14 protein-coding genes and 4 pseudogenes are annotated in these 13,686 nt (G+C 44.9%); 12 read left to right on the forward strand and 6 right to left on the reverse strand.

Translation table 11 applies throughout. The features are described 5' to 3' along the window. From DX060_RS10320 to DX060_RS10340, 5 genes are all read left to right on the forward strand, one after another. Nucleotides 1–248 (forward strand): M99 family metallopeptidase middle domain-containing protein (locus DX060_RS10320; RefSeq protein ID WP_309473204.1); only part of this gene is annotated, 248 nt, incomplete at its 5' end. Between the two features lie 93 nt (nucleotides 249–341). Then, nucleotides 342–1,091 carry an SH3 domain-containing protein gene (locus DX060_RS10325; protein ID WP_115012467.1) on the forward strand — a complete coding sequence of 250 codons (750 nt, stop codon included), beginning with the start codon at nucleotides 342–344 and terminating at the stop codon, nucleotides 1,089–1,091. 165 nt (nucleotides 1,092–1,256) lie between these two features. After that, entirely contained in the window at nucleotides 1,257–1,496 is a 240-nt protein-coding gene (locus tag DX060_RS10330) for a DUF815 domain-containing protein (RefSeq protein ID WP_181814313.1), read from the forward strand. Next, entirely contained in the window at nucleotides 1,477–1,713 is a 237-nt protein-coding gene (locus DX060_RS10335) for a DUF815 domain-containing protein (protein WP_181814314.1), read from the forward strand. Before DX060_RS10330 ends, DX060_RS10335 begins: the two co-directional genes overlap by 20 nt. Beyond that, nucleotides 1,674–1,901 carry a DUF815 domain-containing protein gene (locus DX060_RS10340; protein WP_115012470.1) on the forward strand — a complete coding sequence of 76 codons (228 nt, stop codon included), beginning with the start codon at nucleotides 1,674–1,676 and terminating at the stop codon, nucleotides 1,899–1,901. The genes DX060_RS10335 and DX060_RS10340 overlap by 40 nt, the downstream gene beginning before the upstream one ends. Before the next feature lie 122 nt (nucleotides 1,902–2,023). Here DX060_RS10340 and DX060_RS10345 read toward each other — a convergent pair. The 5 genes and pseudogenes from DX060_RS10345 to DX060_RS10365 form a co-directional block, all read right to left on the reverse strand. Further along, nucleotides 2,024–2,735 (reverse strand): annotated as a pseudogene (locus tag DX060_RS10345) (Bax inhibitor-1/YccA family protein). A 67-nt stretch (nucleotides 2,736–2,802) separates the two neighbouring features. Then, nucleotides 2,803–5,306, reverse strand: a pseudogene (gene lon / locus DX060_RS10350) (endopeptidase La). Next, nucleotides 5,284–5,952, reverse strand: a complete 669-nt coding sequence (locus DX060_RS10355) for an outer membrane protein assembly factor BamD (protein ID WP_115012471.1) — start codon at nucleotides 5,950–5,952, stop codon at nucleotides 5,284–5,286. The pseudogene lon and the gene DX060_RS10355 overlap by 23 nt, the downstream one beginning before the upstream one ends. A 102-nt stretch (nucleotides 5,953–6,054) precedes the next feature. Then, on the reverse strand, nucleotides 6,055–6,843 hold the full coding sequence (gene flgG / locus DX060_RS10360; protein ID WP_023929369.1) for a flagellar basal-body rod protein FlgG: 789 nt from the start codon (nucleotides 6,841–6,843) through the stop codon (nucleotides 6,055–6,057). 126 nt (nucleotides 6,844–6,969) lie between these two features. After that, on the reverse strand, nucleotides 6,970–7,194 hold the full coding sequence (locus DX060_RS10365) for a hypothetical protein (RefSeq protein ID WP_115012472.1): 225 nt from the start codon (nucleotides 7,192–7,194) through the stop codon (nucleotides 6,970–6,972). Nucleotides 7,195–7,342: 148 nt separating this feature from the next. Here DX060_RS10365 and DX060_RS10370 point away from each other — a divergent pair, with 148 nt between their 5' ends. The 7 genes and pseudogenes from DX060_RS10370 to DX060_RS12435 form a co-directional block, all read left to right on the forward strand. Then, a complete protein-coding gene (locus tag DX060_RS10370; RefSeq protein WP_115012473.1) occupies nucleotides 7,343–8,359 on the forward strand; it encodes a glycosyltransferase family 4 protein in 1,017 nt (338 codons plus the stop codon). A gap of 44 nt (nucleotides 8,360–8,403) precedes the next feature. Then, entirely contained in the window at nucleotides 8,404–10,389 is a 1,986-nt protein-coding gene (locus tag DX060_RS10375) for a 6-hydroxymethylpterin diphosphokinase MptE-like protein (protein ID WP_115012474.1), read from the forward strand. 14 nt (nucleotides 10,390–10,403) lie between these two features. Beyond that, nucleotides 10,404–10,868, forward strand: a complete 465-nt coding sequence (locus DX060_RS10380; protein WP_115012475.1) for a DUF2393 family protein — start codon at nucleotides 10,404–10,406, stop codon at nucleotides 10,866–10,868. A gap of 114 nt (nucleotides 10,869–10,982) precedes the next feature. Further along, nucleotides 10,983–12,004: pseudogene (locus DX060_RS12430) on the forward strand (chorismate-binding protein). Beyond that, complete coding sequence (locus tag DX060_RS12250; protein WP_258552340.1) at nucleotides 11,997–12,131, forward strand: hypothetical protein; 135 nt, start codon at nucleotides 11,997–11,999, stop codon at nucleotides 12,129–12,131. Before DX060_RS12430 ends, DX060_RS12250 begins: the two are co-directional and overlap by 8 nt. A gap of 309 nt (nucleotides 12,132–12,440) precedes the next feature. After that, a complete protein-coding gene (locus DX060_RS10400) occupies nucleotides 12,441–12,731 on the forward strand; it encodes an aminotransferase class IV (protein ID WP_258552341.1) in 291 nt (96 codons plus the stop codon). Nucleotides 12,732–12,943: 212 nt separating this feature from the next. Further along, nucleotides 12,944–13,018: pseudogene (locus DX060_RS12435) on the forward strand (glutamine amidotransferase-related protein); the annotation flags it as partial. 379 nt (nucleotides 13,019–13,397) lie between these two features. Here the strand turns inward: DX060_RS12435 and DX060_RS10410 are convergent. Continuing rightward, complete coding sequence (locus DX060_RS10410) at nucleotides 13,398–13,595, reverse strand: hypothetical protein (RefSeq protein WP_115012480.1); 198 nt, start codon at nucleotides 13,593–13,595, stop codon at nucleotides 13,398–13,400. Nucleotides 13,596–13,686: the final 91 nt, after the last annotated feature.

Below are 13,686 nucleotides of genomic sequence, written 5' to 3' on the forward strand. Positions count from 1 at the left end.
AAGATCGCTCCCAGACCTTTGCCCTTGAAAATCTCCCTGAAATGCCACTTTTTGGCTTGCGTCCTGTGCTTGCTAGCTTCCCTATCCCCAAAGGCAAAAAAGCTAGTGAAATCACCATTATTTCAAACAACAAGATTCTAGGGCTTTTGCCTAGGGATAATGCACTAGTGCTGAAATATGGCAATAATGTGATGACCAAAATCCTCCCCAAACGCGTGGAGCTTTATCAGGATCAATCAAGCCCCTAGAATCCACAATCGACAAGCAAGCACGAAAAATCTCTGTGGGCGAGCGCGTGCAAATAGCGCGTGAGATAAGCCTACCTAGCACAATAACACTTGATGATAAGCACACGATGCATTTGCGGCGTGGTGGGGCTTGTAGGGAAGGATCCTAGCCACATCACAAAGGCTTCTCTCAACCAAAATGCGAGCCTTGATACAGCCGGCAAGCTCTATCGCGCAGAAATCTATATCCAAGAGAAGCTAGAGCCTAGCAATACGCAAGAAAAAGTGGATTCTAGCAAAGATCATAAAGTGGATCTAGACTCTGCTGCTGCACTTCCGCGCGTGCGTGTAAATGTCAATCTAGCCAATATCCGCACGCAAGCAAAAGTGGATTCTAGTGTCGCTGGTATGGTGCGATGGGGGAGGGAGCTAGAGGTGCTTGATAGCATAGAATCCACACAGGGCAAGTGGCTCAAGGTGCGCTATATTTATACAAATGGCACACAAGGGCGTGAGGTTGTAGGCTATATCCTTGCAAACCTTACAAAGCCAAATGATAGCTCCAAGATCGCGCAAGTGCGTGTCAATCTAGCACATATCCGCCAAGAGCCAAGTATCAATGCCAATATCGTGGCAAAAGCACCGCGCGGGAGAGTGATGGAGGTGCGATCTACCACAACAGGGCTAGATTCTACGCAAAATGCCAATACAGAGCAATGGGCGCACATCCATTATGTTTATAGTGCTAATGGATTAAAGCGCGAGATCAATGGCTATATCCTTGCAAGCTTGCTTGAGCCATTAGAATCTAGTAAGCCACAAGCTCCTAGTGTGCCAAAGCCCCAAAGCCCAAAGAGCCTATAAAGAATACTTTTGCGGTATGATATTGCTTGATTTTGCCAATAACAATGCGCAATGATACTAGAATCCACAAAATCACCATTTAAAGTGCTAGAAAATGCGGAGTGGCACACATATAGAGCCCTACATAATCCGCACCTTTGCAGGGGAATTTGCTTGCGTGCAATTATGGATTTGGAGAGATGCCCTAGTCTTGTTGGTATGAGAGTCAAGCTAGGGTGCTGCAAGAAATACCTCGCGTTTTTAGCTGGGAAGCAGGCGTTGCACGCGCTGTTGTTTGGGGCTAGGGGCTGTGGCAAAAGCTCTTTAATCAAGGCGACCTTGCTACCCTATTTGCTAGATTCTAGCTCGCCTTTGCGTGTGCTAGAGCTTGATAGCAAGGTATTGCTTGCTGCCTTTGGTGTTTGATAGCCTGCGTGATTTGCCATATCGCTTTATTGTCTTTTGCGATGATATAGCATTCAATCAAGGCGATCCAAGCTACAAAAGCCTAAAAAGCACTTTGCAAGGCTCGCTTGAAGCAAGGGCTAGCAATATCTTGCTCTATGCTACCTCTAATCTCCGCAGGCTACTAGAACCACTTCCTTGCGTGCAGGCAGTAGCCTTCCCCCAAGCAATGAGCTAGTCCAAGAAGAGCTGGCTTTAAGCGAGCGATTTGGCTTGCAGATTGGATTCTATGATATTGGCACACAAGAATATCTAGCACATATCGCACGGCTTTTAGATGATGAAACGATTTTGTTAGAAGCAAGCCCTGTGCGACAGAGCGCGCTTAATTTTGCTGCTAAAATCGGTGGCAGAATGCGCGTATAGCTGAAGAGTTTGCCATAGCGTGGCGCAACAAAAGCCTATAAAACTAGAATCCAAAAAAGCAAGAGAAAAGCAAAAAGCAGGAAATACAAGAATACACAAGCAAGCCCCCCTCCATACTCCCCTTAATCTCTGTTAGATAAACCGATGAGAGAGAGCAGGCTCATAAAGATATTGTAGAAGTCAAGATACAGGCTAATCGCCGCATCGACAGGGCTAGAGTAAAGCCCACGGATAATATTTTGCGTATCATACGCCACATACACGCTAAAGAGAATCACCACCGCACTTGAAATTATTACTTGGAACATAGAGCTTCCAAGAAATAGATTCACAAGTGAGCCGATAAATACGACAATCAACGCGACAAAAAGCATTGTCCCCATACTTGCTAAATCTTTGCGTGTCCTAATACCAAAGATACTCATCGCGCCAAAGACAATTGTCGTCATTGCAAATGCCATCACCACAGCCCCCGGCTCCCGCTTTTGCCGCTACCATAGCCACAAGCGGAGTAGCCACCAAGCCTGTAAGTGTGGTAAAGATAAAGAGCATTGCGATATTAAGTCCGGGTTTTGAGCGAGAAAACATAAGCCCAAAGAGTGCTGCAATCTCAATGATGAAAAGTATCATACGATTTTCAAACACAAACTGAAGATTGTAAAAGCCAATTACCGCGCCAACAAAAGCGAAAAACAAGCTCGCCCCAAAGAAAATGTAAGTTATCCTTACAAACTTCACAAGCGCATTATCTTGTGCTGCTGCTTTTTCAGCAGAGATATTTACATTGCTTGTATCACTTGCATTGTTTGTATAGTTTCTATCATAAAGTCCCATTAGTATCTCCTTTTGATGAAATGACTAGGATTATATAGTATTTATCTAAATAATCACGCACGCGTTACTAGCCGCGCTTAAAGACTTCCGCAAACACATCGTGTATGGTTTGCACAGGGATTATTGTGAGATGATCAAGCACTTCCTTTGGGATTTCTTTTAGATCTCGTTCATAGTTTTTTGCCGGGATTAGGGCGCGTTTGATCCCAGCTTTGTGTGCGGCGATAAGCTTTTCTTTGAGTCCGCCAATTTGCAAGACATCGCCTGTGAGTGTTAGCTCACCTGTATAGCGATCTCACCGCTTATAGGCTTCTCACAGAGGATTGATGCAATCACACACGCCATAGCGATCCCTGCACTTGGACCATCTTTGGGCGTAGCTCCCTCTGGCAAGTGGAGATGGATATTGTATTGATTATACATAGGACCTTTTGCTTTATCTTTAGATTTTATTTAGATTCTAGCTCACCACTCTCAAGCAGCACCTTTACCACAGAGTGCGCGATTTGCGCGGATTCTTCATCACATCACCTAGACTTCCTGTAAGTCTAAGCTCGCCTGTGCCTTTTAGCTTTATGGCTTCGATTTTTAGGACATCGCCGCCTACGCTTGTCCAAGCAAGCCCATTGATGATCCCTATACGCGCTTTTTTGTTTGACTGCTCGATCTCAAAGACAACTTTATCTAAGAAGTCTGGGATTGCTTTGGCGTGAGCTTAATGGGCGTGAAATCTTCATCTGCAGCACTTTAGTAGCGACTTTTCGCAAAATTGCAGAGATTTGCCGGCGCAAGTTCGCACGCCTGCTTCGCGCGTGTATCGCTCGATCAGCACACGCACGCTCTCTTTGCTAAATTGGATTTGCTTGTCGGTAAGCCCGTGCTTTTTCAGCTCTTGAGGGATTAGGTATTTATGCGCGATTTGCTCTTTTTCTTGCGGTGTGTAGCTAGAGATAGAGATAAATTCCATTCTATCGCGCAAGGGGGCTGGATTTGGGCGATGTCATTTGCTGTGGCGATAAAAATCACTTGCGATAAATCAATGCTGAAATTTGTGTAATAATCGCGGAATTCGACATTTTGCTCTGGGTCTAAAATCTCTAGTAGCACGCTTGTAGGATCGCCTCTCACACCACGCGCGATTTTATCGATCTCATCAAGCACGACTACGGGATTCATTTCTTTGCTTCAATGAGTCCTTGCACAATGCGCCCGGGCATAGCCCCGATATAAGTGCGCCTATGTCCGCGCAGCTCATTGACATCTTCTAGCCCACCTAGCGCGATACGCACAAGCGGGCGGGATATGGCTTTGGCGATAGAGTTTGCAAGGCTTGTTTTCCCCACGCCCGGAGGTCCATAAAAGCACAAAATTGTGCCTTTGGACTTTTGACTCTCTGTGTCGCGGTTTTTTGTCTTTTTGGCATTTGCTTTGGCATTTTTGGCGAGCAATTCACGCACCGCAAAATACTCGATAATGCGCTCTTTGGGCTTGGTTAAAGAGTAGTGATCTAGATCAAGTTGTTTAGCGACATTTTTGATAGATAGCTCGCCTTTAGCATAGCTACCAAAGGGGATTTCTAGCACCCACTCGACATAGTTTTGTAGCAAATTCGCATCAGCACTATCTTGGTGCATTTTAGATAGGCGGTTGATTTGCTTTTTTATCTCTTTGTAGGCATCTTCATTGAGAAATTGCTTTATGGATTCTAGCTTTTTGGCAAATTCATCAAGCTCTTCATCGCGCTGCTTATCGACTCCTAGCTCCTTTTGGATCTGGCGCATTTGCTCTTTTAAGAAATATTCGCGATTGGTTTGCTCAAGCTTATCATGCACGCGCGATTTGATTTCTTTTTGGAGTTTTTGGGCTTGGATTTCTTGCGTTACAAAATCGATCAACATCATCATTCGCTCTTCGATATTATCGCTTGCAAAGAGTTTATACGCTTCTGCTGGTTTTAGGCGCAAGGTCGATGCGACAAGATCGATGACGCGATTTGGGTCATTGGTCTCTTCAAGCGTTTTTAGCATTTCTGGGGGAAGTGGCTGATATTGGCGTAGTTTTGGACATTTTCTAGGAGAAATTTCATCATCGCTTCAACGCGCACTTGGTTGTAGTCTTGATACTCGATAATCTCAACAATAGCTTCAATCACGCTATCGTCTTCTTCGCTAGTTTGTGGCTCTAGAGCGATCACTTTAGTGATAGCCATCCCTTGCAAGAGGATCTTCACGCGCCCATCAGGCAAGGACACTTTGCGTAAAATCTTGCACACCACACCCACATCATAAAATGGCATTGCACTAGAATCCACTTTTCATCACTATTGGATTCTGGGCTGGATTCTGCCTTTTGGCAGCACACTAGCACAAGGTCATTGCGCTCTAGTGCGACATTTGCTGCTGCGATATTTTTCTGCCCTTGTGTGAAAATAGGGGCAATCGCAAAGGGGTAGGTAAAATCCTCCTCTACAATCACAGGAAGAGTAGGGGGACAGGAAGAGTAGGGGGAAATGTTGCGGATTTTGCATTCTTGCTCCTTAAAGAGATAATTACCAATTAAACATACGCACATATTCAGGTATGTAAGATGGCTTGGGCTTGGCGTTAGATTCTAGGTCATCATCGATTCTATCAAGGTATTTTTGCACTGCTTCGGGCTTTTTTTGCTTTTTATAGACATTGACAATCCCCCTATTAAGCTCATTTTGCCCTAGCACAAAGCGCACTTGCATTGTCTGCACGAAAGGCACATACCGACTTGTAGGATATTTATCTAAAAAATCATCAAAGGCAGAGAGAGAGTCAGAGAAAAACTCCTGATCTTTACTAGAGTTCTTAATCCCATAGTAGCGACTTTGGAGTTTTAAGTAGGTGATATAATCAGCATTTTTTGCCGTGCCAAAACGCTTCAAATACTCATCAAAATAAAATTCTGCGAGCAAATACTCCTCTTTTCTTATGTGAGCCTGCCCTAAAATCAGCATAGCTTCTGGTAGCAAGGGGGAGTTGATATGCTCACTTTGCAATGACGCATAGAAATTATCCGCGCCTTCTAGATTCCCAAATTTTATTTCTTTGATGATGTTTTGATACCAATATATCGCTGGTTTATTAAACTCATTTTTGTCTTTTTTATCACAAGCACTAAAGACAACACAAATGGCAAGCGCACTACACTGCAATACACAAAAACGAAAAAGCCTTTTATCAAATCGCATACATTACCTTAGAGAGTGAGAGTGTGCGCATTATACACTAGATTCAATAACCACCGCCTCGCGCTTAAATAGCTGCTTGGCTAGATTTGCTTAAGCAAGATTCTAGCGTTTGAGAGAATTAACCGTTTGGAGCATTGCATCGGCTGTTTGGATTGTTTTGGAGTTTGCCTCATAGGCTCTTTGTCCGGTGATGAGATCTGTCATCTCCTCTACAAGCTTGACATTACTTAGCTCTAAAAAGCCCTGCCTAAGTGCGCCAAAGCCCTCTGTGCTAGCCACGCCTACAATCGCATCGCCGGAAGCATTGGTGTTTAGAAACAAATTATCCCCCAAAGAGTGCAGCCCTGCTGGGTTTATGAAATTTGCCACTTCGATTTGCCCTATCACATTGCTTACACCATTATTTGCCTGCACGACACTCACTGTGCCATCTGTGCCGATATTGATTTGCGTGGCATCTTGGGGGATAGTGATTTGGGGCTGGAGAAGATAGCCCTGCGCGGTTACGATATTGCCATTATCATCAAGCTTAAACCCCCCATCTCTTGTATAGGCGATCGTGCCATCGGGCAGCTGGATTTGGAAAAAGCCCTTGCCCTCAATGGCTACATCAAGGTTGTTTTCTGTCTCTTTGGGGCTACCTTGAGAAAACATTTTTTGCACAGCACCCGGACGCACGCCAAGCCCCACTTCTATACCCGTGGGGGAGAGTGTCGTCTCGCTTGTGGCGGTGCCGGCGTATTGGAGCGTTTGGTAAAAGAGGTCATTAAACTCGGCTCTTTGCTTCTTATAGCCGGTGGTATTGACATTGGCGATGTTGTTTGAGGTGGTATCAATCTGTAACTGCTGTCCTAGCATACCTGTGGTGGCGGTATAGAGTGAGCGCATCATTATGCAATCCTTTGGGCGCGAAGTTTAAACACCCAAAGGCTAAAGCAAAAAAAGTTCCTAAATTTGTCGCCTAAATTTGCTCTATGTTTTGTGGCAGGAGTATCGGCAGTGATTTGGGGCTTTAGCCTAGCGCACAAGCAAGCGATAAGCAAGAATATAAGCAATGATAAATACTAGGCAAGTAAGCATAAGCGCAGAAGTGTTGGCATAAAAAAATGTCGCTAGGATAATAAAGGGCGCATTGGCACAGATGAGTATAAAAGAGGTTAAAGGATTGTTGCCTAGCTTTTTGAAAAGGAGTGTATGAAAATGCGCAGAATCAGGCTGCATTGCTTCTTTTTTATCAATCACTTTGCGCCTTAGTATTGAAAATAAGACTTTTCATAACTAAATTTACTAGAATCCGCGTTTGGATTCTATGCCTTTAAGGGAGCATATAGTAAGGCTTTGCTAGAATCCAGCCTTTGTGTTGTGATTATATTACTCAAGGCTCTAGGATATGTGGATTTTGCTGTATTTGCTTGTGTTTTTTCTCTCTTTTTTAGTGTTACAAGGGGTGATACTCATTAGCAAGAAATATCAGCTTTTTGTGGATTCTAGTAGCTCTTCTAAACCACAGAGATTCCACTATCGCCCTACTTCTCGTGCTGGTGGTCTTGGCGTGCTAGTAGGCGTGCTAGTAGGGTTTGCTTCATTTGGGCTACTTTCTAGTGCGTGGGTGTATTTTATCGTGGCGTGTTTGGTGATATTTGCTAGCGGATTTGTGGAGGATATGGGGGTATCTCTTAGCCCCAAGCTTCGCTTGCTTATCCAATGCTTTGGCGCAAGCGTGGCGTGTGTAGCTATGGAAAATGCGTGGCTTAGGGACTTGGGACTTGGGTTTGAGTTTGTTTATGTGCTAGGCGTGGCGTTTGGGGTGTTTGCAGTTGTTGGCGTGTGTAATGCGATGAATATCATCGATGGCTTTAATGGCTTAAGTGGCGGCGTGGCGGCGTGTGTGTGTGTGTCGATTATCATCATAGCAAAGCAGGTAGATATGCTTCCCATTGCCATTGGGTGCGCGATTTTGCTAAGTGCGATTCTGGGATTTTTGGTGCTAAATTTTCCCAAGGGCAAGGTATTTTTAGGCGATGGTGGCGCATACCTCATAGGATTTTTTTTAGCCGTGATGCTTGTGCTACTCACACAAGAGCCATCTTCTATCGTTAGCCCTTGGTATGGGTTTTGTGTGATGATTTATCCAGTTTGGGAAGTCTTATTTTCAATACTAAGAAAAAAACTCGCTGGGAAATCCCCTATGCAGCCAGACTCCAAACACTTCCATATGCTCCTTTTCAAAAAGCTAGGCAACAATCCTTTAACCTCTTTTATACTCATCTGTGCCAATGCACCCTTTATTATCCTAGCGACATTTTTTTATGCCAACACTTCCGCGCTTATGCTTACTTGCCTAGTATTTATCATCGCTTATATTCTTGCTTATCGCTTGCTTGTGCAAAATAATCCACACAAATAATATGCTACAATTCCCGCTATAACACCCACTTAATAAGGCTCTCTATGCTACTTTCTCTCCTAAAAGCAGATGATACAAAAGCCCTAGAGCAAGAGATTTCTACGCGATTTGTGCGTAATATGGAGTATTTTCACAAAACTTCCCCAGAGCTTTTTGACGCGCTGAAAAATGACCCCACTGACTATAATCTCATCATCAACACACAAGGCATAAATATCCTAAATCTTGCCAGCAATGAGCTTATCTACCCTGTGGAAGATGGCATCTCACAAATGGTAGCAATCAATGAAGCCCTAAGTCTATCGCCTTTGAAAAATGATAAATGGCATATCCACTCAAATGGTGCTTATCTTGACAAAATGGATACGCAAAAGCTCCCTATCACTGCTGAAGTGTGCAATGGCTTCATTGACCTGCTTTTTACGCACAATGGCGTGAAAGAGTATTTTTTAAGCAAGGATTTCTTGCCTAGCACTACGATTTTTGGGCTACTTGGGGGAATGTTTGTAGAGTTTTTGCGTGAAAAGGGAGTGTTTTTCCACTCATTGCTAATCTTTGAAGAAAATCTCGATATGTTTCGCATTAGCTGCTATTTTGTGGATTATCCTAGGCTTTTTGAGAGCGTGAGCGATGGGGCGTGCTATTTGTTTGTCAAAGATTTGGTGAATCGCTTTTTTATCCGCAATTTTTTCGCACGCCAGAAAATCACTAATAACTTCTTGCGCCTAGAGCTTAATCTCTATGAGAGTCCTAAAATGGATTCTGCTATGCAAATTGTCAATGAAGAGCATTTGAGCAATGCGCGTGGGTGGGGGAGCTTTGAAGATGAGATGATAGGCATACAAAATACTCTAGAAAATCTCCCAAGCAAGCATAAGCACAACTATTTTCTCCAGAATCCAAAGCGCATTGATATGCCCATTTGTGTGGTGGGTAATGGCGCGAGCTTGGATTCTAGCTTAGAGTTTATCAAAGTAAATCAAGCAAATATGATCATCTTTAGCTGCGGGACAGCACTCGCCCCGCTAAAGCACGCAGGGATTGAGCCAGATTTCCACATAGAAATAGAGCGCATAGACTATCTAGCAGACTACTTGCGCCCAGTCCTTGGCAAAACGCCCTTGCTCTGTGGCAATATGATAAATCCTAGCGCGCTAGGGCTAGCAAATGAGCGGTATGTCTTTATGCGTGGGGGCAGTGCGAGTGGCTATATGTTTAAAAGCCCTTATGTAATGGAGTTTTGCGCACCATTTGTGGGGAATGCAGGCTTTGCCCTTGCGTGCCAGCTTGGGAGTGAGGTGCTGATGTGTGGGCTTGATTGTGGCTATATTTTAGGCTTTGGCAAGCACGCGAAAGACTCTGCCTATGGCAAAGAAGAAGCCTTTAGCCTAGAGAATCTCCCCAAAGGCACTATCCCCGTGCGCCCAAATTTTGACCACGAAAATCAAGCGATGCTAGAATCTATGCCGGAAAATTATGCTGTATATAGTGATTCTATCTTTTTGCTCTCCGCCCAAATGCTCTCTCAAGCCATTAAAACCTACAAGCCAAAGACCATCTTAAATCTCGGTATGGGGGCATATATAGAGGGTGCTCGCCCCACGCACTCAAGCGAATTTGCCTTGAAGAAAAACAAAAAATCCAAATATATTAAGCTACTCAAAAGCTACTTTACTAGCGATTTGCACGCCGTCTTTAGCGATTGCCGCAGTGATTTTTATCTCCAAGAGATACAAGACTTCAAGCAGCAGCTTTCTTCTATGCTTGCTTGCGATCTTGTGAGTAAGCAAGAGCTTTTTGTCTGGGTGGATCAGGTCTTTAATCTCTGTGCGAAAAAGAGCGCGAGCAGCCCGTATGTAGGCATTCTCTTTGAAGGCACGATCGCCCATATCTGCCAGAATCTAATGCTTGCTGCCTTGCATCTCCCAAGCAATAATATCCAAGCATTTTTCAGCGATGCGCGTGCGCTTATCGCAAGCGCACTAGATAAAATGCTCTTGCGCTATAAAATGCTTATCTCGCGTTATTAGATATAGGGGCGTGTATGGATATAGCGCATAATTTTCTAGGGCTTAAGACACTCATAGCAAGCGCATCTATGCATATCAAAACGCCAGAGATGGCAGTGTTTGGGCTATTTTTCTTAGTATTTGTGCTGGTATTTTTCTTTTTATTGATTTTTTGGCGGTATCGCTTGGTGTTTATGCTGTGTGTTATGCTTGAGCTGTGTATTGTGTTTATCACGCCTTTTGGCGTGGCATTTGTGATGCGGCATTTTCTCTATCCTATCAAGGTCAGCTACACGCATTTCGCGCCCTTTGTCTATACAAGTGGCTTTAGCTTTGATCTAACTATCCGCAATCTTAGCAAGCTAGAAATGAAAGAATGTATGCTTACTATCACGCCCTTGCGCGAGAATCCTAAGCAAAGGCCTGCTTATCACTCTGCAAGATACGCTTCTACCGCTAAATGCCTACACACAAGTGCTAGCCCAGCCTATCAAGCCTAAGCAAAGTGTGCGCTGGAGCGGGATAATTGATAATTATCGCTATGGGGAGCGATATAGCTCGGTGCTTGATTGCCATTAGTATGGAGTCGTGTGTCTTTGGCAAATGGTGCTACTATGATTGTGTCGTGTCTCTCAAAGCCCACAATCAAAAGCCAAAGCAAAGAGCTTTTTGCCTATATCGAGTCCCATAAGCACACATTGTTTTTTGTAGGGTTTGTGGAGTATGAGTTTTATCGCTATTTGCGTGATGAAAGCTATGAGAGCGCAAAGCCTTATTGCGTGTTTTATGGCTTTAGGAGTAGAAGAGCCTTTATCAAAGAGGGCATAGCACAAGAGCGTTTTGCTCCAAGTGTGCTGCGCCCTCTTGATAAAGCCCGCTATTTGCGCGATTTTGCCGCGGTTAAAGAGGCGATTGCTAGCGGCAGAAGCTATCAGGTCAATCTCACACAAGAGCTAGAGTGCAGCACGAAGCTGGATTCTAGCGCGCTGTTTGACTTGCTTTGTGCTAGGCAGGATACGCTGTATAAAGCCTTTATCCCAAGAAAATGGCGCGATCATCTCGCTTTCCCCAGAGCTATTTTTCAGCCTAAAGGGCAGAGAGATCACCGCAAAGCCGATGAAAGGCACAATGCCAAAAGGCAAGGGCAACAAGCGCAAGCTCGCTAAAGATTGGAAAAACAAAAGTGAAATCTAATGATCGTGGATTTGCTGCGAAATGATTTGTCTAAAATCAGCAAGCTACATAGCCTGCACACAAGGCTTTTTGACATAGAGTCCTACCCCACGCTCTATCAAATGACCTCTACTATCACAGCCACGCTAAAAGGCGCGTGGGCTTGTATGAGATTTTTGAAGCACTCTTTCCTTGCGGCTCGATCACAGGTGCGCCAAAGCACGAGACAATCACGCTTATAGAGAGCCTAGAGCGGCGTGAGAGGGGGATTTACTGCGGGAGTATAGGCGTGGTGCATAAGAAGCGCGCGAGCTTTAGTGTGGCGATACGCACCTTGCGGCACAGGGGCGAGCGGTTTTGCTATGGTGTGGGGGTGTATCACTTGGGATCTCGTGCGCAAGATGAGTGGGAGGAGCTTGGGCTAAAGGCAGAGATTTGCGAGCCAAAGGTGCCATTTGTTTGAGACTATGCTGCTACAAATGATCAATAGTGCTACTACAAGCCATAAGCAAAGATTGCTAGATTCTGCTAGGAAGCTAGGCTTTGATACAGGGGGCATTGATGATTTATGCGAGGGTTTAACGCCCTAGAATCCACTTTGAGCAGCGAGTTTTGGGCATTGATAGAGAGCTGTTCACAAAGTGGATTCTAGTCAAATGCCAATGGATTGCCACACTGCAAGCGGTGCTGCCAATGACAGAAAAAGCCTTGCTAGTCAAAGTGGATTCTAGCCCCAAGCCAAAAGCGATCTATCATTTGCGACTTGTGCTACATAGAGATGGCAGCCTAGAATCCACTTTTGCCCCTTACGCCCCGCCACAAGCGATGTGCTGCTGCTTAGTCCTATCACGCTCCAAAGTGCCAGCGATCATCTCTATCATAAAAGCTCTTTGCGCGAAGTGTATGACTCACACAGCCATTTATGGCGGAAAAATCGCTGCTATGATGTGGCGTTTTGCAATGAAAGGGGCGAGCTATGCGAGGGAAGTAGGAGCAATATCGTGCTGCAACAAGGAGGGCGATTCTACACGCCGCCCCTGAGTAGCGGACTGCTTGGTGGCGTGTATCGGCAATTTTTGCTCCAAAAGGGTGCGATAGAAGAGCGCGTGCTGTATGCCAGAGATTTGGAGAGTGCGAGCGCGATTTATTGTATCAACTCTGTGCGCGGGGCTAGGCGAGTGCGACTATGAGCGCGTGCTAATTATTGATAATTATGATTCTTCACTTATACAATCGCGCTGTATTTTAGGGAGCTTGGCTATGCGTGCGAAGTGATCCCAAAGTGCCAAGCGTGGCACACCCTAGTGATTGCCGCTGCTGCGCTTTTCTCATCTAGTGATTTCACCGGGTCCAACTCCCCCAAGGAAGCTAGCTTTAGTGTCCAGGCGATACAGTATATAAAAAACGCACGCCCATTCTAGGGATCTGCCTAGGACATCAGTGTATCGCTTATGCCTTTGGCGGGAGAGATTTCTAGGCTAGAGTCCCCCACCCACGCCAAGCTCCCACGCTACACTACACAAATCGCCTATTTTAGAAAAGCTCAAAAGCATGCCTAAGAATCTGCCTCTATCACTCACTTTTTGTCTCGGCAATGCCCCAAATCCTGCAAGGTCATAGCCTATGACAATAGGGGCGTGATTATGCTATCGCGCATAAAAAGGCTGTCTATTTAGGGATAACATTTCACCCAGAGCTGTGCAAGTCAATTGGGAAGCAGATATTGGCAAAATTTTATGCGCCTAGCGTGATGGTCTTGCGTTTAAGCTATTTAGTCTTGGGCGAGCAATGCGAGGGAAGTAATCCATTGTTTTTCTAGCCTTGCGAGTCGCTTTAGTGGTGTGGCGATCTAAATTTCAAAAGTGGATTCTAGTAGCAACGCTTTTTTCTGTCATTGCGAGACACTGCGCGCCAGCAGTGGTGTGGCAATCTATAAATTCTGCGCTAGCAGAATAATCATTACTAGAATCCACTTGCAAGGATTGTGGATCGCCACGACTTCCTTGCGGAAGTCTCGCGAGTGAGAGAAAAGCGGCATTAAGCCTAGAATCCACTTTTTCTAAAGAAGCTTCGCTTTGTGATTGTTGTGTTTATTGCTTATGAATTGCCGCGCGGTGCAAGCGGTGCTTGCAAGAGAGCACAATA

The organism is Helicobacter canis (assembly GCF_900451095.1).
In the GTDB taxonomy this organism is placed as follows: Bacteria; Campylobacterota; Campylobacteria; order Campylobacterales; family Helicobacteraceae; genus Helicobacter_B; species Helicobacter_B zhangjianzhongii.